24 protein-coding genes and 1 riboswitch are annotated in these 23,437 nt (G+C 70.2%); of the genes, 16 read left to right on the forward strand and 8 right to left on the reverse strand.

Annotated elements, in window-relative coordinates:
• Positions 1 to 92: 92 nt before the first annotated feature.
• On the forward strand, positions 93 to 1,382 hold the full coding sequence (locus tag HD596_RS14250) for an LCP family protein (RefSeq protein WP_313043989.1): 1,290 nt from the start codon (positions 93 to 95) through the stop codon (positions 1,380 to 1,382).
• A gap of 6 nt (positions 1,383 to 1,388) precedes the next feature.
• Here the strand turns inward: HD596_RS14250 and HD596_RS14255 are convergent, their stop codons facing one another.
• Positions 1,389 to 2,045 carry a GOLPH3/VPS74 family protein gene (locus HD596_RS14255; RefSeq protein WP_185069711.1) on the reverse strand — a complete coding sequence of 219 codons (657 nt, stop codon included), beginning with the start codon at positions 2,043 to 2,045 and terminating at the stop codon, positions 1,389 to 1,391.
• 23 nt (positions 2,046 to 2,068) lie between these two features.
• Between HD596_RS14255 and HD596_RS14260 the strand changes: the two genes are divergently transcribed.
• From HD596_RS14260 to HD596_RS14280, 5 genes are all read left to right on the forward strand, one after another.
• Positions 2,069 to 2,674, forward strand: a complete 606-nt coding sequence (locus tag HD596_RS14260) for a TenA family protein (protein WP_185069712.1) — start codon at positions 2,069 to 2,071, stop codon at positions 2,672 to 2,674.
• 46 nt (positions 2,675 to 2,720) lie between these two features.
• Positions 2,721 to 3,599: an Fpg/Nei family DNA glycosylase gene (locus HD596_RS14265; protein WP_185069713.1), complete on the forward strand. Its 879-nt coding sequence runs from the start codon at positions 2,721 to 2,723 to the stop codon at positions 3,597 to 3,599.
• 17 nt (positions 3,600 to 3,616) lie between these two features.
• The gene (locus HD596_RS14270; protein ID WP_221519321.1) at positions 3,617 to 4,027 is read left to right on the forward strand and encodes a winged helix-turn-helix transcriptional regulator; all 411 of its coding nucleotides are present in this window, start codon (positions 3,617 to 3,619) and stop codon (positions 4,025 to 4,027) included.
• Positions 4,024 to 4,347 (forward strand): rhodanese-like domain-containing protein, encoded by a 324-nt coding sequence (locus HD596_RS14275; RefSeq protein WP_185069715.1) that lies wholly within the window; start codon positions 4,024 to 4,026, stop codon positions 4,345 to 4,347. Before HD596_RS14270 ends, HD596_RS14275 begins: the two co-directional genes overlap by 4 nt.
• A 56-nt stretch (positions 4,348 to 4,403) precedes the next feature.
• Positions 4,404 to 4,519: riboswitch (TPP riboswitch) on the forward strand.
• The gene (locus HD596_RS14280; protein ID WP_185069716.1) at positions 4,510 to 5,841 is read left to right on the forward strand and encodes a purine-cytosine permease family protein; all 1,332 of its coding nucleotides are present in this window, start codon (positions 4,510 to 4,512) and stop codon (positions 5,839 to 5,841) included. It overlaps the preceding riboswitch by 10 nt.
• Here HD596_RS14280 and HD596_RS14285 read toward each other — a convergent pair.
• Positions 5,810 to 6,346 (reverse strand): methylated-DNA--[protein]-cysteine S-methyltransferase, encoded by a 537-nt coding sequence (locus HD596_RS14285; RefSeq protein WP_313043999.1) that lies wholly within the window; start codon positions 6,344 to 6,346, stop codon positions 5,810 to 5,812. The genes HD596_RS14280 and HD596_RS14285 overlap by 32 nt on opposite strands.
• Before the next feature lie 126 nt (positions 6,347 to 6,472).
• Between HD596_RS14285 and HD596_RS14290 the strand changes: the two genes are divergently transcribed.
• On the forward strand, positions 6,473 to 8,317 hold the full coding sequence (locus HD596_RS14290; RefSeq protein ID WP_185069718.1) for a sensor histidine kinase: 1,845 nt from the start codon (positions 6,473 to 6,475) through the stop codon (positions 8,315 to 8,317).
• Between the two features lie 176 nt (positions 8,318 to 8,493).
• Positions 8,494 to 8,925 (forward strand): ATP-binding protein, encoded by a 432-nt coding sequence (locus HD596_RS14295; protein ID WP_313044002.1) that lies wholly within the window; start codon positions 8,494 to 8,496, stop codon positions 8,923 to 8,925.
• Here HD596_RS14295 and HD596_RS14300 read toward each other — a convergent pair.
• The 3 genes from HD596_RS14300 to HD596_RS14310 form a co-directional block, all read right to left on the reverse strand.
• Entirely contained in the window at positions 8,909 to 9,550 is a 642-nt protein-coding gene (locus HD596_RS14300) for a YidC/Oxa1 family membrane protein insertase (RefSeq protein ID WP_185069720.1), read from the reverse strand. The genes HD596_RS14295 and HD596_RS14300 overlap by 17 nt on opposite strands.
• A gap of 77 nt (positions 9,551 to 9,627) precedes the next feature.
• Complete coding sequence (locus tag HD596_RS14305) at positions 9,628 to 9,828, reverse strand: DUF6412 domain-containing protein (RefSeq protein WP_185079461.1); 201 nt, start codon at positions 9,826 to 9,828, stop codon at positions 9,628 to 9,630.
• The gene (locus tag HD596_RS14310; RefSeq protein ID WP_185079462.1) at positions 9,825 to 9,998 is read right to left on the reverse strand and encodes a hypothetical protein; all 174 of its coding nucleotides are present in this window, start codon (positions 9,996 to 9,998) and stop codon (positions 9,825 to 9,827) included. Before HD596_RS14310 ends, HD596_RS14305 begins: the two co-directional genes overlap by 4 nt.
• Before the next feature lie 94 nt (positions 9,999 to 10,092).
• On the opposite strand from HD596_RS14310, the gene HD596_RS14315 reads away from it, so the two are divergent.
• Positions 10,093 to 10,785 carry a response regulator transcription factor gene (locus HD596_RS14315; protein ID WP_185069721.1) on the forward strand — a complete coding sequence of 231 codons (693 nt, stop codon included), beginning with the start codon at positions 10,093 to 10,095 and terminating at the stop codon, positions 10,783 to 10,785.
• Positions 10,785 to 11,888: a sensor histidine kinase gene (locus tag HD596_RS14320; RefSeq protein WP_185069722.1), complete on the forward strand. Its 1,104-nt coding sequence runs from the start codon at positions 10,785 to 10,787 to the stop codon at positions 11,886 to 11,888. Before HD596_RS14315 ends, HD596_RS14320 begins: the two co-directional genes overlap by 1 nt.
• A 257-nt stretch (positions 11,889 to 12,145) precedes the next feature.
• Here the strand turns inward: HD596_RS14320 and HD596_RS14325 are convergent, their stop codons facing one another.
• Complete coding sequence (locus HD596_RS14325) at positions 12,146 to 12,631, reverse strand: hypothetical protein (RefSeq protein ID WP_313044008.1); 486 nt, start codon at positions 12,629 to 12,631, stop codon at positions 12,146 to 12,148.
• A gap of 118 nt (positions 12,632 to 12,749) precedes the next feature.
• Here HD596_RS14325 and HD596_RS14330 point away from each other — a divergent pair, with 118 nt between their 5' ends.
• Positions 12,750 to 13,097: an STAS domain-containing protein gene (locus HD596_RS14330; RefSeq protein ID WP_185069723.1), complete on the forward strand. Its 348-nt coding sequence runs from the start codon at positions 12,750 to 12,752 to the stop codon at positions 13,095 to 13,097.
• Positions 13,098 to 13,459: 362 nt separating this feature from the next.
• Here HD596_RS14330 and HD596_RS14335 read toward each other — a convergent pair whose 3' ends face one another.
• The gene (locus HD596_RS14335) at positions 13,460 to 13,705 is read right to left on the reverse strand and encodes a hypothetical protein (protein WP_185069724.1); all 246 of its coding nucleotides are present in this window, start codon (positions 13,703 to 13,705) and stop codon (positions 13,460 to 13,462) included.
• Between the two features lie 224 nt (positions 13,706 to 13,929).
• Between HD596_RS14335 and HD596_RS14340 the strand changes: the two genes are divergently transcribed.
• Positions 13,930 to 14,664 (forward strand): glycosyltransferase family 2 protein, encoded by a 735-nt coding sequence (locus HD596_RS14340; RefSeq protein WP_185069725.1) that lies wholly within the window; start codon positions 13,930 to 13,932, stop codon positions 14,662 to 14,664.
• Between the two features lie 633 nt (positions 14,665 to 15,297).
• Positions 15,298 to 16,620, forward strand: a complete 1,323-nt coding sequence (mptB, locus tag HD596_RS14345; RefSeq protein WP_313044009.1) for a polyprenol phosphomannose-dependent alpha 1,6 mannosyltransferase MptB — start codon at positions 15,298 to 15,300, stop codon at positions 16,618 to 16,620.
• 250 nt (positions 16,621 to 16,870) lie between these two features.
• Here the strand turns inward: mptB and HD596_RS63735 are convergent, their stop codons facing one another.
• On the reverse strand, positions 16,871 to 20,290 hold the full coding sequence (locus HD596_RS63735; RefSeq protein WP_281398230.1) for a hypothetical protein: 3,420 nt from the start codon (positions 20,288 to 20,290) through the stop codon (positions 16,871 to 16,873).
• Positions 20,291 to 20,347: 57 nt separating this feature from the next.
• On the opposite strand from HD596_RS63735, the gene HD596_RS14355 reads away from it, so the two are divergent.
• The 3 genes from HD596_RS14355 (at position 20,348) to pheA (ending at position 23,259) form a co-directional block, all read left to right on the forward strand.
• Entirely contained in the window at positions 20,348 to 21,538 is a 1,191-nt protein-coding gene (locus HD596_RS14355; protein ID WP_313044012.1) for a glycosyltransferase 87 family protein, read from the forward strand.
• 22 nt (positions 21,539 to 21,560) lie between these two features.
• Positions 21,561 to 21,980 carry a DUF4446 family protein gene (locus HD596_RS14360; RefSeq protein ID WP_313044013.1) on the forward strand — a complete coding sequence of 140 codons (420 nt, stop codon included), beginning with the start codon at positions 21,561 to 21,563 and terminating at the stop codon, positions 21,978 to 21,980.
• Between the two features lie 358 nt (positions 21,981 to 22,338).
• Positions 22,339 to 23,259: a prephenate dehydratase gene (pheA, locus tag HD596_RS14365; protein ID WP_185069726.1), complete on the forward strand. Its 921-nt coding sequence runs from the start codon at positions 22,339 to 22,341 to the stop codon at positions 23,257 to 23,259.
• Positions 23,260 to 23,437 lie beyond the last annotated feature (178 nt).

Raw genomic sequence — 23,437 nt, forward strand, 5'->3', positions numbered from 1 at the left:
CGTACTTTTCCATAGGAAAACCTTGGCCGAGTGTCTTCACTGGTGGGGGGTTCGACGTAGCGTTTATGGCAAATCGAAGGGAAGAAGGCGAAGTGTCTGAGGACGACCGGACGCGGGCCATGCGCTCGCCAGGCGACGGCCGCCCGCTGCCGCCGAGGCCAGGTGACGGCCTGCGCGCCGGGGGCGCGCCGGCTCACCAGGTCCCGTCCGCGCCCGCCGGGGGGCCGGGTGCGCCCACGCACAAGCTGCCTGTGGCCCCGCAGTACCCCGAGCCGGGGTCAGGCGCCGCCTCTCCCAGCCCCGCCCCGGACGGGCCGCCCCAGGGTCGCTCGCGCGTGTACGGCCGGGCCCGCGCCGGCAGCAGCCCGGTCCAGCCGCTGCGGTCGAGGCGCGGCCCCTCGGACCCGTCGAAGCCCCGCAGGCGGGTGTCCGGCCGGACGATCCTGAAGATCGTCGCCGGGGTCCTGGTCGCGTTGCTGGTGGCGGGCGTCGGCATGTTCTTCTGGATCAACTCCCGGATCGCCGGCATCGACGGCGTGCTCGACGACTATCAGGGCCGGCCCGCCGACACCCCCGGCACCAACTGGCTGCTCGTCGGCTCCGACAGCCGCAAGGGCCTGTCGGCCGCCGAGCGCAAGAAGCTGCGCACGGGCCAGGCGGTCGGGCAGCGCACGGACTCGATGATGCTGCTGCACATCCCCGAGGGCAGCGACAAGCCGACGCTGGTCAGCCTCCCGCGCGACCTGGCCGTCGACATCCCGGGCAGGAAGCGCGACAAGCTCAACGCCGCCTACAACGGCGGGCCGCAGCTGCTGGTCCGCACCGTGGAGTCGGTGACGGGCGTGCATGTCGACCACTACATGGAGATCGGGTTCGCCGGGTTCGTCGGGATCGTGGACGCCATCGGGGGCGTCGAGATCAACGTACGGGCCGCCGTGGACGACCCGAAGGCCGGGCTGAAGCTGAAGAAGGGCACGCAGGTGCTCAACGGCGCCCAGGCCCTGGGTTACGTACGGACCAGAAAGGGCGGCGCGCTGCCCGACTTCGAGCGGACCAAGCGGCAGCGGCAGTTCCTGGGCGCGGTCGTGAAGAAGGCGGCCAGCCCCGGAGTGCTGATCAACCCGTTCACGTCGATCCCGCTGGCGATGAGCGCCACCGACGCGGTCTCGGTCGACGGCGACACGGGCGCCTTCGACCTGCTGTCGCTGGGGCTGGCGATGGGCGACAGCCCCGTGACGACGGTGGTCCCGTTCGGCGGCACCGAGCGGCTGGCGGACGGCGGCGAGGCGATCAAGTCGGACCGGCCCAAGGCGCTGGCCCTCTTCAACGCCCTGAAGGCGGACAAGCCGGTGCCGAAGGACGTCATCGACACCGGCAACTAGCGCGGCTCACCCCGTGGCGGTGGTCGTCGCGGCGACGGTCGCCGCGGTGATCGTCGTGATCATGACCGCGTTGATGGCGGCGATGGTCTGGGCGACCGCGTCGGCCGTCCAGGCGCCCTCCGCGATCTCCTTGACGCGCTGCTTGCTCGCCTCGGGAAAGGCCTTGCGGTCGAGCTTGGCCGCGTGCGCGATGGCGATCAGGACGGCCGTGCGGGCGTCGGGGTCGGCGCCCGCCAGCGCGCTGATCACCCGGTCCCTGACCTCGGCCTCCACGTCGGGGTCGGCCTCGGGCCAGCGCGTCGTGGGGAAGACGCCCAGCACCTTGCCGCGCTGCTCGCTCAGCACGCCCGACTCCGCCAGCCTGGTGAGCAGGCGCTTGCGCAGCTTGCCCGACTGCAGCCGCTGGACCCACCAGGCGGGCTTGCGCTCCTTGCCCTCCTCGGCGATGCGGGCCAGCGTGGCGTCCAGCTCCGGGTCGCCGAGCGGGGACGGGTCCTTGACCGTCACCTTCTTGTCCGACAGCTCCAGCCGGCCGTTGACGGCCAGCTCGGCGAGGAGCGCGCCGGCGAGGGCCGGGTCGAGCTGGGTGCCGGAGACGAGCTGCGTGCCCTTCTCGTCGTTGTAGGCGAGCAGGAGGAGTTCCTCGGCGATCGTCACAGTCATGCTTCGACACTAACCTCCCAGCCATGAGCATCTCGGAGAGGTTGCACGCCGTCGGCCGCCCGTTGCTGCGGGCGCAGCTCGAACATCCGACCGTGGCCGGCATCGCGCGTGGCGACCTGCCCGAGTCGGTGTTCAGGTCGTGGCTGGAGCAGGACTACCTGTTCCTGCTCGACTACGTACGGGTGTTCGCGCGGCTGGCCTGGCAGGCGCCCGACGGGCATCTGGGCGACCTGGTGGACCTGGCGCACACGACGTACCACGACGAGCTGAGCCTGCACCGGTCGCTGTCGGCCGGGTTCGGCGCCGATCTGGAGGGGGCGGTGAAGGGGCCGGCGTGCGTGGCGTACACGGGGTTCCTGCTGGAGTCGGCGGCGTCGTACGGGGAGGGGCTGGCGGCGCTTTATCCGTGTATGTGGGGATATTCGAGTCTCGGACAGATATTGGCGGAAATTTCGCCTGCTGAGTCGAAATATCGGGCGTGGGTGGACACGTACGCGGATCCGGCGTTCGCGGCGCTCACCGCGCGCATCGCGCAGCTGATCGACGAGGCCGCGCCGGACCCCGCGCGGGCCGAGGAGCTGTTCGCCGAGGGGATGGCGCACGAGCTGGCCTTCTGGAGCGTGCCGTAGCCGTCCACAGGCTGTGGACGGCCGGACGCGCACGTACCCTGGGGACATGCCGGAACTTCCCGAAGTGGAGTCGCTCACCCATTTCCTGCGCGAGCGGGCCGTGGGCCGTACCGTCCTGGGGATCGACGTGGTGGCCATCCAGGCGCTCAAGACGTTCGACCCGCCGGTGACCGCGCTCGGCGGGCTGACCATCACCGGGGTGGCGCGGCACGGCAAGTTCCTCGACCTCGACTGTGACGGCCTCCATCTGGTCATCCACCTGGCCCGGGCGGGGTGGCTGCGCTGGCGCGACGACCTGTCGGGCGCGAAGCCCGTACGTCCCGGCAAGGGCCCGCTCGCGGTACGGGTCCGGCTGGCGCCCGACGAGGAGGGCCTGGCGCCCGGGTTCGAGCTGACGGAGGCGGGGACGCAGAAGCGCCTGGCCGTCTACGTCACCACGAACCCGGACGACGTCCCCGGCATCGCGGCCCTCGGCCCCGACCCTCTCGACGAGTCCTTCACCGTCGACGCGCTCAAGCGCATCGTGGGCGGCAACCGCACCCAGATCAAGGGGCTGCTGCGCGACCAGAAGATCATCGCCGGCATCGGGAACGCGTACTCGGACGAGGTGCTGCACGCGGCCAGGATGTCCCCGTTCAAGATCGCGGCCACGCTGACGGACGCGCAGATCGCCGACCTGCACGAGGCCATCATCACCACCCTGCGGGAGGCGGTGGAGCGGGCGCACGGGCTGGCGGCCAAGGACCTCAAGGCGGAGAAGAAGTCGGGGCTGCGGGTCCACAACCGGACCGGGCAGCCGTGCGACGTCTGCGGCGACACGATCCGGGAGGTGTCCTTCGCGGATTCCTCGCTGCAGTACTGCCCCACCTGCCAGACCGGCGGCAAGCCCCTCGCCGACCGCCGGCTGTCCCGCCTTCTCAAGTGAGCCCGATGGAAGAAGGCATGGAAGAGGGCACTGTGGAACCGCTCGACGACTACGACGTGCGCCAGTGGGACACGCGCGAGGACTGCGAGGTGCGCCAGATCCTCGACCGCATCGCCGACAAGTGGTCGCTGCTCGTGATCGCCCTGCTCGACTGCCAGAGCCTGCGCTTCACCCAGCTCCGCCGCGAGATCGACGGCGTCAGCCAGCGCATGCTCAGCGTGACCCTGCGCCAGCTGGAGCGCGACGGCCTGGTCAGCCGCACGGTCCATCCCGTCGTGCCGCCCAGGGTTGACTACGCGCTCACGCCGCTCGGCCGTACGCTGCACCAGACCATCAAGTCGCTGGTCACCTGGACGGAGGCGCACCAGGAGGAGATCGCCGCGGCGCGTGCCGCCTACGACGCCAGGCGCGAGATGATGGAGTCATGACCGTTCCTGAGATAGAGGCCAGTGCCGTTCCGGCAGACGCTTACCTGCTCGACGTCCGTGAGCAGGACGAATGGGTCGCGGGGCATGCCCCGGAGGCCGTGCACATCCCCATGACGCAGATTCAGGGGCGGGTCGACGAGGTGCCCGGCGACCGCACGGTCTACGTCGTCTGCCGGGTGGGCGGCCGGTCCCTGCAGGTCGCGGCCTGGCTCAACCAGCTGGGGCGCGACGCCGTCAACGTCGGCGGCGGCATGCAGTCGTGGGAGTTCGCGCGCCGCCCGATGGTCAGCGAGACCGGGCAGCAGCCGTTCGTGGCGTAGAAAGGCCGCCACTGTGGCGGTTTCGCCGTCGCTGAGGCATGATGAGGGCGCCAACTGCAGATTGTCGCGGGAGCTCGGGGTGCGCCGGGCTGAGAGGGCAGCCATAGATCCGCTGCCGACCGCCTGAACCTGTCCGGATAATGCCGGCGTAGGGAGTGTGCGATGACGCATGTCGTCGACGAAGTTCCGCTGACTCTTGAAGGCAGGCCGCCGAAGACCCTGGGCGTGCTCGATCAGGGTGCGCTCTGGGCGAACCTCGGAGTCAGCCTTCTGGGTTTCTCCGGCGCGCTGCTCCTGCTCAACCCCCTGCCCGACGCCCCGCTCAGCCTGGCCGCCGCGCTCGTGGCGACCGTGGTCGGCAGCCTGATCGGCACCGCCATGGTGGGCCTGTCCGCCGTCCCGGGCACCCAGACGGGGCAGCCCGCGATGGTGCTGCTGCGGGGCCTGTTCGGGGCGCGGATCTCTTACGTTCCCACGGTGTTGAACATCGTCCAGATGCTCGGCTGGGCCGCGTTCGAGCTGTGGGTGATCGCCAAGGCGGCCGGCGCGATCTTCGGCGCCGTGCCGTACCAGGTGTGGGTGATCGTGGCGGGGGTGCTGACCACCGCGCTCACGATCTGGCCGCTCGGGTCCGTCAGGCTGCTGCGGCGGTACGTCACCATCGGCGTGATCGTGTCGATGGTGTGGTTCGCCTGGTTCTTCCTGACCAGGGCGCCCGCGCACACCGGCGGGTCCTGGACGGCGTTCGCCCCGGCGGTGGACTACGTGATCGCCCTGTCGGTGTCGTGGGTGCCGATGGCGGCCGACTTCGCCCGGCACTCCAGGTCGAGCAGGGCCGCCTTCACCGGCGTGGTCGGCGGCTACACGCTGGCCCAGGTGGCCTGCCTGGGCCTGGGCGTGTTCGCGGTGGCCATGGCGGGGGCGGACAAGGTGGCGGCCGACGGGACGTCGGTGTTCGGCGCGTTCGTGGCGGTGCCGCTGGGCGCGCTGTTCTTCGCGATCCTGGTGCTGCGGGAGACCGACCAGTCGTTCGCCAACGTCTACTCCACCACGGTCTCGCTGCAGAACCTGATGCCCCGGGTGGACCGGCGCGTCTTCTCCGTCGCCATCGGCGTGCTGAGTGTCGCGATCGCCCTGGTCGTGGACGTCAACTCGTACGGGGCGTTCCTGGGGGTGATCGGGGCGGTGTTCGTGCCGATGTTCGCGGTGCTGGCCGTGGACTACTTCGTGCTCGGTGGCTCGCGGAGCTGGAACACCGCGCAGAACGCGCCCTCGCGCTGGTCGAGGCTGGTGCCGTGGGCCCTCGGCTTCGTGGCGTACTGGCTGACGACCTCCACGCCCACGGTCAAGCCGTGGGACGGCTTCTGGCAGCAGGTCCGCGACGCCATCGGCTTCACCCGGCAGCCGTGGATGAACGGGGCGCTCGGCGCGGCCATCGTCGCCGTGCTGGTCACCCTGCTGATCAGCTGGTCGACGCGCGCTTTTCGACGTTGAGCAGGTGTTGCTTGGCGGCCGCGCCACCCGCGTAGTCGCCGAGCGCGCCGTCCTCGCGCACCACCCGGTGGCACGGCACGATCACGGACACGGGGTTGGAGGCCAGCGCGTTGCCGATCGCCCGCAGCGCGCGCGGCCTGCCGATGCTCGCGCCGATCTCCTCCAGCGTCGTGGTGGTGCCGTACGGGACCGCCATCGTCTTCTGCAGCACCGTGCGGGCGAAGGACGTCGCCAGCGTCAGGTCGACGGGCGTGGTGAACGCGCGCAGGCGGCCGGAGAAGTAGGCGTCCAGCTCTCTGCGCACCGGGTCGAGCCGGCGCGGATCCGGCCCGATGAACCTGCCCACGTGCCTCGTGACCAGCTCGAACACGGCGTTTTCCGGCTCGAAGCTGCACGCCGCGATGCCCTTGCCGGTGACCGCGAGCACCAGCCTGCCGACGGCCCCGTCATAGGTGCCGAACGCGATGTCAGGAGGCGCCTCACCTCGATAGGTGCTGGAGGTCACGCGCAACAGGGCATCGAGATCGCCGCTCGACATGCCACCAGCCTCCCGCCGCCGAGAATCACCGTGACCGCAGCGTATCGGACGGATCGCCCGACGCACTCACCACGCCACGTGCACTATGGAGAAGTGGGGGACGAATGGGCCGGTAGTGACGACGAGATAGCTCGCGCTGCCCTCGCCGGTTCGCCCAACGCCGTCGTGGTCGTCGACCGTGATCAGAGCGTACTGGTCTGGAACGAGGCGGCCGAACGGCTGTTCGGGTGGACGGCGGAGGAGATGCTCGGGCGCCGGGCGCCGATCGTGCCGGGCGAGCTGACCGCCGAGCACAACGCCGTGCTCGAACGCGTACGCACCGGCGGCCAGGTCTCGGTCCGCACCAAGCGTTTACGCGACGACGGGACCATGCTCGACGTGCGCGTCGACATCAGCGCGCTGCGCCTCGGGAGCTCCGTGGCCGGGTACGTCTGCGTGCACCACCTCGCGCGGGCCGACCAGGTGGCCAAGGACCGCATGGCGCGCCGGGCCAGGCTGGTGCGCCGGCTCACCGACGTGGTCGGCGACATCAACTCCGAGCTGGAGCTGTCGGCCGTGCTCGACCGGATCTCGGCCAGCCTCACGGAGCTCACCGGGGCGGACGCGGGCGGGTTCGTGCTGATCGAGGGCGAACGGTTACGGCTGGTCAGCACGTACCAGCTGCCGGAGGCCATCAGGGGCACCACCACGGACCTGCGCACGAGCCTCGTCGACAAGCTCTTACGCACCGGCAAGACCGTCATGCTGGAGTCGAACGGGCTCGAGGACCTGGTGTGGGCCCGGCTGAAGGGGCTGCACACGATCGCGCTGGGTCTGGCGGCCGTCGGAGGGCGCCCGTACGGGGCCCTGTACGCGCTGTTCGCCCAGAGCACACTCGGACACCTCGAACTGGAGCTGCTGGAGCTCCTGGCGGGCCATGCGGGCATCGCCGTCGGCAACGCGGTGGCCTACCAGGAGGCGGTCCGGCAGCGGGCGCACGAGCAGGCCGTCTTCGACGCCAGCGCCGACGGCATCGCCGTGCTCGACGGATCGGGGCGGGTCGTCCGGTGGAACCCGGCCGCCGCCGAGCTCACCGCGTTCCCGGCCGAGGCCGTCATCGGCGGGCCGCCGCCGTTCCCGCTGCCCAAGCCGGGCGAGAAGGTCACGTTCCAGATGGAGACCGGGCGGTGGCTGGACGTGGTGAGCGCGCAGATCGAGGAGACCGGCGAGGTGGTCATCGACTTCCGCGACGTGACCACGGCCAAGGAACTGGAGGAGGCCAAGGACCTGTTCCTGGCCACGACCAGCCACGAGCTGCGTACGCCGATCACGATCGTGCGCGGGTTCGCCAGCACGCTCGACCGGCGCTGGGACAAGATGAGCGACCCCGAACGCCGCTCGGCCGTGCACACGATCGCCGAGCGGGCCAGGTCGCTGGGCGAGCTCATGGACCACCTGCTGCTCGGGGCCAGGGCGGGGGCCGACGAGCTCAAGGTGCGGATCGAGGAGTTCGACCTGGCCGAGCGGATCGACGCGGCCACGCTCGGGCTGCCCGCGCTGTCGGACAAGCACCGGGTGGAGGTCGTCATCCCGGACGGGCTGCCGAACGTGCTGGGGGACGCCCTGGCCACGGACATCGTGCTGGGGCAGCTGCTGGAGAACGCGTTCAAGTACTCGCCCAAGGGCGGGCTGATCAGCGTGGAGGCCTGGCCCGAGGCCGGCAACGTCGTCGTGGTCGTGGACGATGAAGGGGTCGGTATCGCCCCGACTGACCGAGAGAGGATCTTTGAGAGGTTCGTCCAGGTGGACAGCGGCGACCGGAGACGGTTTGGTGGAGTGGGGCTCGGTCTCTACATAGTCCGCAGCCTCGCCAGGGCCCAAGGCGGAGACGTGAGCGCGCACCCGAGACCCGGAGGCGGCACACGGATGCGTCTCGAACTGCCGGCTTTGGGGGCCTAGTTTCCCTATCGGATCCGACACACCGAGGCGGTAACGAGGTGGTCACAGTTGAGCTGATCTATCGTCCAATGTGTACAAGCTGTGATCGAGATGCGGTTTCTGGGATCGAGTAACGGGGCATTTCGGTCGTACCGGGGAGTGTTCCCGCGGGGGGCACAGGGAACGGGGAGGTGGGTGTGTCAAGCGTGGTGCTGCTGCCGTACGCGCCGTCCAGCGTCGCTGTCGCCCGCCAGCGCCTGAGCAATGAGCTGCAGGACAGCGGGGTCTTTTCGACCGCGATCGACGACGCGGTGCTCGTGGTGAGCGAGCTGCTGAGCAACGCACTGAGGCACGCGCATCCCCTTCCGTCGGGGATGGTGAGAGTGGCGTGGCTGCGGAGTGACGATCACATCGAAGTGGCGGTGAGCGACGGGGGTGCGGCGACCGAGCCGCGCGCGGGCCGCCCGACCCTGTCGTCGCTCGGGGGCCGGGGGCTCGGCATCGTGGAGTACGTGGCGGAGAGCTGGGGGGTCCGGCACGACGGCGACACGACCACGGTGTGGGCCATCCTGCCCGCTCCTCGCGCGTCGATGAACGGGCAGGTCACAGCCCTCAGAGAGGCCGGCTAGCCAGCACCGCCCGCTCGGTCGTGGCCCAGGCCATGGACACGAGCAGGTAGAGCCCTGCCGCGAGCGGCAGCACCAGCGTGGCCAGCACGGAGCCGTACGGCAGCCACGGCAGGAGCCGTTTCAGCCATTCCGGCTGGTCCTCGGTCACCTCGATGTTCCTGGCGGAGAACCATGCCACCACCGCGACCAGCGCGATGACCACGGCAAAGACCAAAACCGGTGCACTGACCAGACCGAAATTAGCCACCACCCCGGCCACCTGCTGGCCCAGCGGAGCGCCGAAAAGGGTCTGTCCGGCCAGCGCGGTCGGATGCGTGGCCACCCGGAACATCAGCCACATGAACGGAAACTGCCCCAGCATCGGCAGGAACCCGGCGAACGGCGACGTGCCTTCCTTGGCGAACAGCGCCGAGGTCTCCTTGGCCAGCCGCTCGGGGTTGCGCGCATGGCGCTTCTGCAGCTCGCGCAGCTTGGGGGCGAGCCGCCGGCGGATCTTCATGGACCGGGACTGGCGGACGTTCAGGGGCAGCAGCAGGAGGCGTACGGCCAGGGTGAACAGCACGATGCCCAGCGCGGCACTGCCCCCGGACATGCTGATGACGAACGTGACAAGAGAATCGATCATGAGCCCTACTTGGAGTGAGATGGGGGAAAGGGCTCACTCGTGCGAGGAGCCCCGCTTGGCGATGAAGCGGGGCATGCCTAAGGGGCTCGTGGACGCGAGCGACCGGCCGCGTCAGGGTCGCGCTGCCGCTGGTAGGCCGTGCGGCGCGCGTAACTCAGCGGAAAGCTCGGCGGCTCCCCACTGAGGATGGGCAGGAACGTGGCTGCCCACGTGGCCAGCAGCAGGATCGCCAGCATGGTGATCCCGACCAGCCACGGGTCGAACAGCAGGAACGTCAATGCGACCGGGAGGACTTGCCCACCACGGTGACCGCGACGAAGACGAGCAGAGCGATCACCCCGATGATCAGAGCGATCTTGACCAGGCCCACCAGCATCGGCAGCAGGAAATTGAACAGCACGAAGAGACCCAGCAGGGTCCCCAGCACGAGCATCACGACTCTACCCATGCAGCCACCGTACGTCCTCCGGACATGATCCGCGAGGCTTACGAAGCAATGACGTACCCGACACATTCCTGGTCCACGGTCGTACCGTGAAGTCGTGAACACGCGCATCCTGGTGGTCGATGATGACCCGACCGTTTCCGAGGTCGTCGCACGCTATCTGGAGCGCGACGGTCACGAGGTCGAATGCGTCGGCGACGGGGTGGAGGCGCTGCGCAGGGCGCTGGCCCATCCGCCCGACCTCATGGTGCTCGACCTGATGCTGCCCAAGCTCGACGGGCTGCAGGTGTGCAGGAAGCTCAGGGAGCGCTGGCCCGTACCGGTGATCATGCTGACCGCGCTCGGCGAGGAGATCGACCGGGTGGTCGGGCTGGAGACGGGGGCCGACGACTACGTCACCAAGCCGTTCAGCCCGCGGGAGCTCGCGCTGCGCGTGCAGTCGGTGCTGCGGCGGGCGCGGGGGGCGTCCGTCACCGGCGGCACCGGGGTGCTGCGTGACGGGGACCTGGTGGTGGACGTGGGGGCGCACGAGGTTCGGCTGCGGGGGGAGGAGGTGATGCTGACGGCGCGGGAGTTCGATCTGCTGGCGCACCTCATGCGCAATCCCCGGCAGGCCTTCAGCCGCTCCGCGCTGCTGAACCAGGTGTGGGGGTGGTCGTTCGGCGACTCCTCCACCGTGACCGTGCACGTCAGGCGGCTGCGGGAGAAGATCGAGCCGGATCCGACCGAGCCGCGCAGGATCGTCACGGTGTGGGGGGTCGGATACCGCTATGAGCCGATGGAGTCCTGATGCCGCAGCCCGGTGAGCTGCCCATGGTCGTGGCGGTGGCGGCCGGGCTCGGGCTCGTGATCGCGCTGCTGGGCATCGGGGTGATGTGGCGGCTGCGTACCAGGTCCATCGGGGTGATGATGGCCGTGGTCGTGGTGGTCGCCGTGGCTGCCACGCTGGCCGGGGTCGTGGCGATCATCATGAAGATGATCATCGAGGGTCCCGTCAAGGACTTCGTGCTGAGCGTGGTGGCCGTGGGCGGGCTGGTGGGGCTCGGGGTCGCGTTCGTGCTGGCCAGGCGGGTGGTCGCGGAGAGCCGGCGGCTGGTGGACGCCGTGCGGGTCATGCCGTTCACCGCGCCCCGGGGGCTGCCGGCCGAGCTCCAGACCATCGCGAACACCCTGGAGGAGGCGTACGCGCGGGAACGGGCCCTCGAAGGGGCGCGGCGGGAGCTCGTCGCCTGGGTGAGCCACGATCTTCGTACGCCGCTGGCCGGGATGCGGGCCATGGTCGAGGCGGTGGAGGACGGGGTGGTGTCCGATCCGCTCACGGTCGCGCGCTACCACGCCCAGATCAAGCTGGAGGTGGAACGGCTCTCGGGGATGGTGGACGACCTGTTCGAGCTGTCGCGGATCCACGCGGGGGCGCTGCGGCTGTCGCGTTCGCGCATCGGCCTGGCCGACCTGGTGGCCGACACCGTCGCCGGGGCCGAGCCGCTGGCCAGGGCCAAGGGGGTGGTCCTGACGGCCGAGGCGTCGGCGTCCCTGCCGGTGGAGGCCGACGCGGGGGCGCTGGGGCGGGCCCTGCGGAACCTCGTGGTCAACGCCATCCGGCACACGCCGTCGGACCGGACCGTGGTGTTGCGGGCCGGGGTGGATGAGGAGGGGATGGCTTGTCTGTCGGTTGCGGACTGTTGTGGGGGGATTCCTGAGGAGGATCTGCCTCGGGTGTTCGAGGTCGCCTTTCGGGGGGAGGCCGCTCGTACTCCTACGGCTGATGGTGGGGCGGGGTTGGGGCTGGCCATCGCGCAAGGGATCGTGGAGGCGCATGACGGGGTGATCGGGGTGGTCAACGACGGGCCGGGGTGCCGGTTCGAGATCCGGCTCCCCATGGTCGCGGGTTAGACCGTCCCGCTCGTTCCTGGCCCGGCTCGCCGGCTCCCTTCCGCGGACAGCATCGGTTGGCACCGTCCTGGCCGTCGCTGGCGGCGCGGTGGCTACGGTGGCTCTGCCGCACCCATCAGCTGCCTCCTGCCAGCTGCCTCCTGCTACCGGCCTCCTCCCGTCGCCTTCCGCCAGCAGCCTCCTGGCGCTGGGGCCGATGAGGCGTATTGCGGCCACTGAGGCCGTTGGGACCTTTGGGGCGCTTCCTGGCGCGGTCCTCAGGCGGTCTCTGTCTCCGGGAGCTCCGGCTCCCCCGCCTCCCGGGAGGCGCCGAACGATTCCGACATCGCGCGAAATGTCGGGCAGGGCCAGCGCCACATGCAGCTCCGGCACCGCAGGATCGGATGGGCGGCGTCGCTGGTGATGCCTCCCGCGTCCCTCGGCTGATGAAGATCGAGCAACCTCAGCCCCAGCTCCAGGAACCTGAGCAGATCAGCCCGGGCACCGCCCAGGAAGTCAAGGTCCTCGATCGCGAGCCGGGTGCGGATGGGGACGTAGCCTTCGCGGTTCACCAGGCTGCGGAGGCGTTCTGCTTCGTCATGCCATGAGGTGGCCTTCTCCGTGCGGATGAGGATGTTCTCCAGGCGCTCTCGGAGCCCTTGACGCTGAGGGTCTTCAGGTTTTTCTGCTTTCATCGTCGCGGGACCCGTCGGTCGTGCCCCAGCCCCTCCTTCGCCGTGAAGTCGTGCCGTGTCCGGTGTCACGCTGTCAAGCTTCGCGTACTCTCCGTTTCCATGGAGCCCAAACGGAGGACAAAAACCTGTGGTTGCCCTATCGGCGTGACAACGTGACCGGAAGCCTCCGCGCCGCTAGCCTGCCCATGTGGAGCTCAAGGTCTCGACTCGATCACATGCCGGGTGCGCACTCGTTGCCATCACCGGGGAAATCGACCTCTATACGGCGCCTCACCTGCAGTCCGAGTTCACTCGGCTGCTGCAGGAAGGGCCCAGCCGAGTGGTCATCGACATGTCCGCCGTGGATTTCTGCGACTCCACGGGGATGAACGTTCTGCTGTCTGCGCTCAAGCGGATGAAGGAGCAGGGAGGTGCGCTCGACGTGGCCGCCCCCCGTCCTGCGGTCCGCAAGATTCTGCAGGTCACCGGGCTCGACTCGGTGTTCACCGTGTACGACGAGGTGCCGCAGGAGTTCCTCATAACCGAGGGCTCATGACGGGATCCGTGCTCGGATCCGACGACGTACAGAGCGGGGTCGCCTCGACCCTGTCCGCAGGGGCGGCGCGCTGGACAGCGGCGCCGCTACTCGCGCATGCAGCACACCGGACACGTGTGGCGCGCTCTGAGAACGTGCCACCCATGACTCCGGCACCGCGACCTGCGGCCACGCCGCGCAGGACCTCAGCACCGCATCCTGAGGCCGCGTCGCCGTCGCGCGGGCCGTTAACACCGCGACCTGCCGAGACATCCTGCGTACCAGCAGCGCCTCGGCCTGCGCATGGGACATGCAGGATGGCAGCGCCCCGGCCCGCACATAGGACATGCAGGACGGCAGCGCCTCAGCCTGCTCATGGGACGTCAAGCGTGGCAGCGCACCCGCTCCTGCACGGAGCCCTGCATGGGGTCGTGAACGCAGCCCTGCGTGGTGCCAGGGACGCGACCCTGCAGAGCATCGCGCATGCGCTCCGGCACGCGGCCCTGCATGGCGTCGTGCATCCGCTCCGGCACGCTTTCCTGCACGAGGTCGTGCACGCGCTCCGGCATCCGGCCCTGCACGCGGCCTTGCAGACAGCCCTGCAAACAGCCCTGCACGAGACGGTGCATGCCGCCATATGTGGCACGTTGCAGTCGCCTAACCACGTGCAGCGCTGTCGCTGCCGTACCGACCGTGGCTGGAACGTCGGCTACGGTGGCAATAACGGCCCGAGTCGGGTCGCGAGACACGGCCTGGGTCGAGTCGCCGACCGCGACCCCAGCCCCGGCCCTGACTCCGATTCCGGCGCTCGGCTGAGGAGAAACGGAAGCGTCGTGTGCGGAGGTAGCGCTCGGTGAGCAGCAGCGGCGACACAGCGGTCATCATCCCGGCCGCCAACGAAGCCGACCGCATCGCGGCCACCGTCAAGGCTGCCGCGGCCCTGCCCGGCGTGGACCTGGTCGTAGTTGTGGACGACGGTTCGAGGGACCAGACCGGCAGAGTGGCCCGCGCGGCCGGCGCCAGGGTGGTGCGCCACAGCCGCAACAGGGGCAAGGCCGCCGCGATGGAGACCGGCGCGGAGGCCGTACGTCTCCTCGATGAGAATGCCACCCCCCGCCACCTGCTCTTCCTCGACGCCGACCTGGGCGAGACGGCTCACGCCGCCGCCCCCCTCATCGAGCCCGTACGCGCGGCCAAGGCCGACATGACCATCGCGGTCTTCACGACCAGGGTGAAGCTGGGCGGCCACGGCCTGGTCGTACGCCTGTCGAAGGAAGGCATCCGCCGCGCCACCGGCTTCGAACCCGCCCAGCCGCTCAACGGCCAGCGCTGCCTCACCAGAGCCGCTTTCGAGGCGGCCCGGCCGCTGGCGCGCGGGTTCGGGGTGGAGACGGCGCTGACGATCGACCTGCTCCACAAGGGGTACCGGATCGTGGAGGTCGAGGTCGACATGGCCCACCGTGCCACGGGGACGGACTGGCGAGCCCAGCTCCATCGAGCGATCCAACTCCGGGACGTGGCCCTTGCGCTAGCCACGCGAGAGCCGCTAATCGCCCAAAACCTCAACAAAATCCGCCCCAATCACTGACCATCTCCACACCTGGCAACGACCACAACGCCGTTTCCCCTCATCGGGCCAGGATGGCGACCTCCCCCTCCACAAGGACCCACAGCCTGATCCCGGTTATCCACAGGAAGGTCCCGTCCGGCCGAAGCCCCCTTGCGAGTGTGCTGGAATTTGCCGGTGACTTCGGAGAAGCGGCACGAAAAGGCACGGGGCCGGCTCGCCGGGCTGGCCACGGCGGCGATCGGCGCCTCGATCCTGCTGACGATCACCATAGGCCTCCTCGGCCCATCCCCGATGGTGCCCGCACTCACCGGCCCGACCTGGCAGCCGCCGTACTCCCTCGACGTCCACCCCAACCCTTACCTGGTGATCGCCTTCGCCGCCGCCGCAATCATTCTCGGCGGCCTCGGCCTCCTAACCGCCCTCACCCTGACCCGCCCCCCAAAGCCCCCGCACCCCTCCACCCCCAACACCCCACCCCCCACCAGCCCAGGGCACACCACCTCCCCACAGCCAACTCCGACGCAGCCAGATACCCCGCCGCCCCCTGCGCCGGAGGCAGCCGGAATCCGGACCGACGCGACGGGGACAGATGTGCCGCAACCCTGTGCGCCGGGGGCAGCTGGGCCCCGGACCGACGCGACACGGACAGATGTGCCGCGAGCAGCTGCGCTGGGGGTATCTGCGGCACTGCCGACGAAGCGCGGGTCACTGTCGAGCAAGCTTTGGACGCTGCCGAGCGCCCGCCTCCTCGTCCTGATCGGCTGCACAGCCGCCGCGATCCTGGCGTTCCTACCGCCATCCGGCTCCGGCGATCACCTCAACTACGCCGCCTACGGCCGCATGGTGACACTGGGCCTCAGCCCGTACACCCATGGCGCGGTAGACCTGCCAGGCGACCCCATAGCGGACGCGGTCGAGGAGCCGTGGCGCGAGGAGCCGAGCGTGTACGGCCCGGTGGCCACAGCCGTACAAGCGATGGCGAGCTGGATCGGCGGAGACTCCCTCCGCCTGACGATATTCATGCTGGCCCTGTTCAACGCCGCCGCGTTCATAGCGACGGGCCTGCTCATCGACCGTTTCACCAGAGACGACCCGACCAGACGCCTGCGCGCCGCACTCCTGTGGACAGCCAACCCCCTCCTGCTCTACCAACTGGTAGCAGGAATGCACGTGGACACCCTCGCCATCGCCTGCATGGTCGCCGCCCTCCTGGCCAGAAGCCGCCCCACAGGCTCCGGCGTCCTGCTCGGGCTAGGAGTGGCGATCAAGGTCAATGCCGGCCTAGTGGCCCTCGGTCCCGCCTGGGAGCTACGACGCCGCCCCGCCCGCCTGGCCCTCATGGCGGCCTGCGCACTCGCCGTAGTGGTCATCGGGTACGCGCTCGTCGGCCCGGAAGCGATCGCCCCGATGACGCGCACCAGCAAGTCGATCTCCCACGCCTCGTTCTGGAAGCTCGTCCAGGGCTGGCTCCAGTCCATCGTGGGCACAGGCAGCGCCTACCGAGGAGAGATCCAGATCGGCTCACTCCTGGTGCTCGCGCTCCTCGCCTGGTCCCTGCTCCGTCTGGCTTCCCGCTCCCGCCAACCTGGCCCCCCTCGAACACCCACACCGAGCAACGAGGCCCCGGTTGTGGCTGCCGGCCTGATGGTCGCTTACGTGTTCGCCACTCCGTACATCCTCCCCTGGTACGACGGACTGGCCCTCGGGTTGCTGGCGCTGGTGGCGGCCTCCGCGGTGGACGGCTTCGTGGTCGCCCACCTGCTGGTCCTGTCGTTGGCATACCTCCCGGCCAGAGTGGAGGGGCAGCCAGAGGATCTCGACTGGCTCAGGGAGGTGGTCCGGCCTCAACTCGCGTGGGCGCTGCTGGCCCTGGCGGTGGCATTGGTCGTGTGGGCGTGGCGAACCGCCAGCCGGGAACACCTGCCATCGGCGTCGGTCCAGCGTGGCGAGTTAGAGACGAGCACTGATCGTTAGCGGCTGCTGAGTGAGGGCTTGGGTGCTGGGAGTTCCCCTATGTGTTCGCCGCGTCGTGCGCCTTGCGCCTGACCGCCTCCTGGCAGACCCACCCACGGCAGTCGTCCCGCTCCAGGCCGCGCTCGCCACCGGGGTGGTCGGCGTCGACACCATGCCGACCACCTGGTCCCCTGTCACCTGGTCACCTGCCACATAGTCACCTGCCATCTGGACAACCCCAGCTCATGCGGACGGTGCTCGCAGTTCCTGCTCAGTCTTCAGGAACGGTGGTGAGTTGAAGGGCGCGGACGCAGGCGGCCAGGGTCAGCGGAACGGCCACCGTCAGGGCCATGGCGGGGATGGCGATGCCGGAGTCGTTCATGAGGAAGCCGACGAAGGCGCACGTGAGGGCGCCGAACAGGCCGGCCCGGAGGGTGGGGGCCAATCGGTAGGCCTGGCCGAGGGCGGAGGCGCCCCATCGCGAGGGGCGGTCGAGTATCAGGAACAGGAAGGCAAGCGCGACCAGCGAGAGGAGGGTCAGTGACCAGTTCCCGACGGTTACGCCGATCATGGCGCTGAACTTGCGCCCGACGACGGTCCACGCCTGGCCGTCGATGATCTGCTGGACGAAGTTGCCCAGGTGGGTGCGCTGGGAGTCGGGGCGCAGCCAGTCGAACACCGAGAGGGCACCCACGAGCACGGCCCCCATGAGCCCGACGAGGAGGAGTCTCAGCAGCGATACGCGTTTGCCGGAAAGCAGAATGAGGAAGACCGCCAGGCCGATCACGAACGCCGGTACACCGCCGAAGTCGGCCCCCCACGAAGGCCACCCGTCCGCGAAGACGGCGAGCCCCCCGTACAGGGCGCACGCCGCCACGACCACGACCCTGGACACCCCTCGGCTGAGCAACCACTGGGCCACGCCTGCGAGTCCGAGGATGGTGCCCGTGGCGTAGACGGCGAAGGCGATGTTGCTGAAGCCGTAGAAACGGCCTCCGGTCACGGGCTCGTAGCCGGTCACCGCGTTCACCTGGAGCCTGGAACCGGACATGACGTCGATGAGGAGCGCGAGGGAGGTGACGGCGGCGACCACGGTGAGCGGGCCCAGCACGTGCGCCCGCCACGGACCGGCGAAGGCCAGGGCGGTGAGCAGTCCGGCGATGGCCACGATCGTCACGATCACCGACAGCATCGGTACGGGGAGAGTCCACCAGGGCACCAGTTGGGCCAGGAACGTGGAGACGGGGATGGCTCCGCTGATCACTGCGACGATCTGGACGGATTTGAGGAGCCTGGAGTTGTTCGCGAAATCGCCGTCTGAGCTGACGAGGGCTGAGGTGCCCGCCTGTGCAGTGGACGGCCGCTCGGTGGACGGCCGCTCGGTGGACGGCCGCTCGGTGGACGGCCGCTCGGTGGACGGCCGCTCGGTGGACGGCCGCTCGGTGGACGGCCGCTCGGTGGACGGCCGCTCGACGGGCTGGGGCTGGGGCTGAGTGGACGGGTGTTCGGCGGATGAGGGGTCGGTGGATGAGGGGTCGGTGGACGGGATTTCGGTGGGTGGGAGGTTGGTGGCGGGGGGCTTGGCGCCGGGAGGAGTGGGGGGAGCGGTGTTTCGGCGGCGGCGGAGGGCCAGGGCGGCGAAGGCGTAGAAGAGGAGCTGGACCGTCACGAGTACGGCGAAGAACGGGCCGCGTACTTCCCGGAGCACCTGGCTGGCCAGGTCCCCGTCCGCCAGTTCCGCCACCGTTTCGGCCGGTGTGGCGGCGGATGGGCCGTTGGGTTGCCAGGGGCGGCCGACCACCTGGCGCGGGGCGGGAAGGCCCAGGAGTTGGATGGCGGTGGCGGTGAGGTCGGTGATGGTGACCAGGGCGTCCTGGCGGGTGGAGGTGGCCGTGAGGTAGCCGTGGTCGTACGGTCGGCCGCTCGGCGACGGGCCCTTGGCGATCGCCACGTGGAGGTGGGCGATCGGGGACACGTCCGAAATGCCGGCCACGAGGATGGTGGTGTTGGGGGGCAGTTTGGCGATCAGGGCGCCGATCTGCTGGTCCGCCTTGGTCGCGGCCGCCTGCCGGGCCGCGGCCGGGAGCGGGGTGGGGACGCCGTACTCGTCCAGCGGCTGCGCGGTCCAGGCGGTTGCCAGGTCGGCGGCCTCCATGATGATCAGGTTGTACGGGGTCAGGTCGCCGGCGGCGTCAAGAGTGGGGGCGTATTTGGCGATGCTTCCGGACTTGTCGGCTCCGGCAAGTGCGGCGCCTGGGCCGATGGCGGCGACCTTGCCTCCGTTGTCCGTCACCAGCTGGCCCAGCGTGCCGAGTTGGGCGTCGAACCCGGTTTCGGACTGGTAGGCGGTCAGGGCGGGCCAGTTCGGGATCTTGGCCGCTTCCCCGGTGAGTTGGGGGGTGGGGGGTTGGAGGCAGCCCTTGCCTGCCGTACCGGCTCGCTGGCCTGCTGAGACGGTCAACCAGCCCGCTGTGGGGCAGGTGATGCCGCGGTCCGGGGGTGGGACGGCTCGGGTGGAGAGGGAGGCGGAGGCGCCCTGGCTGAGGAGAGACCAGAGGTTGGGGTTCCGGGACGGGTTGAGGTCGCTCCATTCGAGCCCGGGCACGCCGATGAGGGCTACGTGGGCTTGATCGAGCCCTTGGGTGGTCTGGTGGTCCTGCTGAGCACCAACGGTGGCGGAGGGGTCTTTGGCCGCTGCTCTGGCAGGCGTGCCCGGGAATGGGGATGTCGTGGCGGCGTAGGCAGGGGGTGGGGGCAGGCAGAGGCCGGTTGCGGTGGCCAGCGCGAAGGCCAAGGTGAGGGCGAGGGTGCCGAGAATGCGCCTGCCTGCTCTGGCGGCGGGGGCGGCGGAGGTGGCGCTGTCCGATCCGGCGGCTGGGGTGCGCGAGGTGGGGTTGCCTGCTCGGGTGGCGAGGGTGCCGAGACTGGGCCTGACCGGTCGGGTGGCGGGCGTGGCGGAGGTGGCGCTGTCCGATCCGGTGGCTGGGGTGCCGGAGGTGGGGTTGCCTGCTCGGGTGGCGAGGGTGCCGAGGCTGGGCCTGACCGACCGGGCGGCTGGGGTGCCGGAGGTGGGGTTGCCTGCTCTGGTGGCGAGGGCGCCGAGACTGGGCCTGACCGACCGGGTGGCGGGGGTGCCGGAGGTGGGGCTGCCTGATCGGGTGGCGAGGGCGCCGAGAGTGGGCCCGACCGACCGGGCGGCGGAGGTGGCGGAGGTGGCGCTGTCTGCTCCGGTGGCGGGAGTGCCGGAGGCGGGGTCGCCTGCTCGGGTGGCGAGGGTGCCGAGACTGGGCCTGACCGGTCGGGCGGCGGAGGTGGCGGAGGTGGCGCTGTCCGCTTCGGTGGCGGGGGTGCGGGAGGTGGAGTTGCCTGCTCGGGTGGCGAGGGTGCCGAGGCTGGGCCTGACCGACCGGGCGGCTGGGGTGCCGGAGGCGGGGTGGCTTGCTCGGCTGGCGAGGGTGCCGAGAGTGGGCCCGACCGACCGGGTGGCGGAGGTGGCGCTGTCCGATCGGGTGGTGGAGGTGCCCGAGGTGGGGTTGCCTGCGCCGGTGGTGGCCGTGCTCGTTTGTGGAGCTTCGGTGTGGTTGGGTGCTTGTGCGTCCGGGGGCGGCGGGAGTGCCGGACTGGTGGAGGTGCGCGCGGGGGCGGGGGGTGTGGGGTGGTCGCCGTCCCGGTTGGGTGTGGCGTGTGGCATGTACGGACCCCCATTGTTTGCCCTCGATCAACAACAGCCACGGTAACGTGCCACATCGTGACAAGTGGCGAGGTGCGGGTGGTACGGCGGCAGTGGTGGGCGTGGGCGGTCGTCGTGCTCGTGGTCGCGGCGGCCGTGGCGCCCCTGGTGGTCGTGTGGCTCACCAATCCGGATGACCAGCGGCTGGTCGACCTGGACGTTTACCGCACCGGGGGCCAGATGTTGCTCGAGGGCCGGCCGGTGTACGACTATGTCACACCCGCCCCGCAGCTGTTGCCGTTCACGTATCCGCCGGTCGCCGCGATGCTGGCCGTGGGGCTGGCCGAGATGTCGTGGGGGACGGCCCAGTGGGTCTGGACGGCCGGGATCTTCGCGGCGCTGGCCATGACCGTGTGGCTGTCGTTCAGGCAGGCGCTCAGGAAGTACGTGCCCTGGGTGTTCGCGCTGCTCATGGTGGCCTGCACGTACCTGATGCCCATCAGGGACCAGGTGCGGTTCGGGCAGGTGGACATTCTGCTGGTCGCGTTGTGCCTGGCCGACTGCGTGGTCAAGCGGCCCTGGTGGCCGCGGGGGTTCCTGATCGGGCTGGCCACGGCCGTGAAGCTCACGCCGGGTGTCTTCCTGATCTACCTGCTGGTCACGCGGCAGTGGCGGACGTTCTTCATGGCGGCGTTCACGACGGCGGTGCTCACGCTGCTGCCGTTCGCGGTGATCCCGAGGGACGCGTCGCAGTTCTGGTTCTCGGCGCTGCTCGACCCCGAACGCCTCGGCTCGAACGCGGGCACCACCAACCAGTCGATCCGCGGCATGCTGATCCGGCTCTATCTGCCCGAGACCGCGACGACCGCGATCTGGGTCGTGATCGTGGCCGTGGTCGGGTGGTACGGGTTCCGCGGCGCGCGGGCCGCGTACCAGGCGAATGACCAGCTCACCGCGGTCGCCCTCGTCGGGCTCATGGCCGTGCTGCTCTCGCCCGTCGCCTGGATCCACCACCTCGCCTGGGTGGTCGTGGTGCTCGGCGCGATCGTGGGCGACGGGCGTGATCCGGTCAGGCTGCGGGTGGCGGCGGGCGTGTGGCTCTATTACGTGCTGCCGATCCCCTGGTGGGGCGTCTCGTTGAAGGCGGCCGACATCCCGGGGGTCAGCCTGGTGCTGGGGAAGATCGTCCAGAACGGGTTCGGGCTTGGGGCGCTGGTCCTCGTGTGGTTGTTGGTGTCCTGGTTGCCGAAACGGCGTCAGATCGCATGACCGAGCCATTACCCTCTGTGCCGTGCTCGTTACCGCATGGGTCATCGTGGGCGTCGTCGCCGGGGTCAGCGGCGTGTTCATCGGATATCTGTCGCTCCGGCAGGCCAGAGCCGCGGTGGAGGACTGCCAGCGGATGCTCGCCCGGCAGACCAGCGAGGGCATGGGGGATCTCAAGGCCATCAGGGACGTGGCCGTCTGCCGGTACGACGCGCTCTCCGAGATGACCGGGCGGCTGTCGTTCTCGGTGGCGATGATCAACGGGCTGGGTGACGGCATCGTGCTGACCTCGATCAACGGGCGCAGCGAGACTCGTACGTACGTGCGGCCCGTGGTCGGCGGGAAGGGGCGGGAGCCGCTGTCGCCCGAGGAGGAGGAGGCGGTGCGGGCCGCCAGGCTGGGGCTCGGGCCGATGATCCTGTCCCGGGCGTCGGGACCGTTGTAGGCGCGGCGAGGTCGGCGTCGTGCTGGTAAGCCGGTCTGGTACGTCGTGCGGCGAGGTCGGCGTCGTGCTGGTAAGCCGGTCTGGTACGTCGTGCGGCGAGGTCGGCGTCGTGCTGGTAAGCCGGTCTGGTACGTCGTGCGGCGAGGTCGGCGTCGTGCTGGTAAGCCGGTCTGGTACGTCGTGCGGCGAGGTCGGCGTCGTGCTGCGGTTACGTCGCGGGGTGAGGTCGGCGTTGTGCTGCGGTTACGTCGCGGGGGAGGTCGGCGTCGCGTTGGCGGGCCGGTCGGGGCTGGTGTTGGCGGGCTCGTCCCTGGGCGAAAGGGGGCGGGGGGCGTCCACCTGCGGATACTCTGGATGCATGCCCAGACTCGCCTATCTCGGACCGGAAGGCACCTTCACCGAAGAGGCCCTGCGGCTCCTCGACCCCACGGCCGAGCGCCTGCCCTGCGCCAACGTGCCCGCCGCGCTCAACGCCGCCCGCAGCGGCGAGGCCGACGGCGCCGTCGTGCCGCTGGAGAACTCCATCGAGGGCGCGATCACCACGACGCTCGACGAGTTCGCGTGGGGCGAGCCGTTGCTGATCACGGCCGAGCTGCTGCTGCCGGTGCAGTTTTCGCTGCTGGCCCGGCCCGGCACCGAGATTCCCCACATCAAGCGGGTCTACACGCATCCCGCGGCCATCACCCAGTGCCGCGCCTTCCTCGCGCGCGAGCTGCCCGACGCCGTCGTGGTGGCCGCGCCGTCGACCGCGGCGGCGGCCCAGGAGGTCTCGCTGCCCGGCTCGCCGTACGACGCCGCCATCGCCGCCCGCATCGCCGGCGAGCACTACGGGCTGGTGGAGCTGGCCACGGACATCGGTGACAGGTCCGACACCGTGACCAGGTTCGTGCGGGTGGCCCGGCCGGGGCCGCTGCCCGAGCCGACCGGTTCCGACCGCACCACGCTGGTGGTCTTCCTCGCTGACGACCACCCGGGCGCGTTGCTGGAGATGCTGACGGAGTTCTCCGTACGCGGGGTCAACCTGACGCGCATCGAGTCGCGGCCGACCGGTGACGGCATCGGGCGCTACTTCTTCCACTTCGACTTCGAGGGGCACGTGGCCGACGCCCGGGTCGGGGAGGCCCTCGCCGGGCTCCACCGCATCTGCGGCGAGGTGCGGTTCCTGGGCAGCTACCCGCGTGCCGACGGCATCGCGCCGCAGATCAAGCGGGGGACGTCGGATGCCGAGTTCGCGGAGGCGGGCGGCTGGCTCGCCCGGGTCCGCGCGGGGCAGGTCTGAGGCGGCGGCCGTCCGGTCCGCGCGGGGCAGGTCTGAGGCGGCGACTGTCCGGGTTCGCCGGGGTAGGCGACTGGTCCGCGTGCGTTCGCGCGGGTCGGGTCGGTGGCTGAGCGCGCAGCTCGGGTCTGTGGCGATGGCTGGTCGGGTTGGCGACTGAGCGCGGGGCGGGTTGGTGGCT

It is taken from the genome of Nonomuraea jabiensis (assembly GCF_014204795.1).
GTDB classification, from domain to species: domain Bacteria; phylum Actinomycetota; class Actinomycetes; order Streptosporangiales; family Streptosporangiaceae; genus Nonomuraea; species Nonomuraea jabiensis.

What these genes read in the sequence shown, in the direction of transcription:
- HD596_RS14275 (WP_185069715.1), top strand. Translation starts at nt 4,024, where the DNA reads ATGACCGTTCCTGAGATAGAGGCCAGTGCCGTTCCGGCAGACGCTTAC.
- HD596_RS14310 (WP_185079462.1), bottom strand. Translation starts at nt 9,998, where the DNA reads ATGGGTAGAGTCGTGATGCTCGTGCTGGGGACCCTGCTGGGTCTCTTC.
- HD596_RS63735 (WP_281398230.1), bottom strand. Translation starts at nt 20,290, where the DNA reads ATGCCACACGCCACACCCAACCGGGACGGCGACCACCCCACACCCCCC.
- HD596_RS14255 (WP_185069711.1), bottom strand. Translation starts at nt 2,045, where the DNA reads ATGACTGTGACGATCGCCGAGGAACTCCTCCTGCTCGCCTACAACGAC.
- HD596_RS14280 (WP_185069716.1), top strand. Translation starts at nt 4,510, where the DNA reads ATGACGCATGTCGTCGACGAAGTTCCGCTGACTCTTGAAGGCAGGCCG.
- HD596_RS14300 (WP_185069720.1), bottom strand. Translation starts at nt 9,550, where the DNA reads ATGATCGATTCTCTTGTCACGTTCGTCATCAGCATGTCCGGGGGCAGT.
- pheA (WP_185069726.1), top strand. Translation starts at nt 22,339, where the DNA reads ATGCCCAGACTCGCCTATCTCGGACCGGAAGGCACCTTCACCGAAGAG.
- HD596_RS14335 (WP_185069724.1), bottom strand. Translation starts at nt 13,705, where the DNA reads ATGCACCGTCTCGTGCAGGGCTGTTTGCAGGGCTGTCTGCAAGGCCGC.
- HD596_RS14320 (WP_185069722.1), top strand. Translation starts at nt 10,785, where the DNA reads ATGCCGCAGCCCGGTGAGCTGCCCATGGTCGTGGCGGTGGCGGCCGGG.
- HD596_RS14260 (WP_185069712.1), top strand. Translation starts at nt 2,069, where the DNA reads ATGAGCATCTCGGAGAGGTTGCACGCCGTCGGCCGCCCGTTGCTGCGG.
- HD596_RS14265 (WP_185069713.1), top strand. Translation starts at nt 2,721, where the DNA reads ATGCCGGAACTTCCCGAAGTGGAGTCGCTCACCCATTTCCTGCGCGAG.
- HD596_RS14270 (WP_221519321.1), top strand. Translation starts at nt 3,617, where the DNA reads ATGGAAGAGGGCACTGTGGAACCGCTCGACGACTACGACGTGCGCCAG.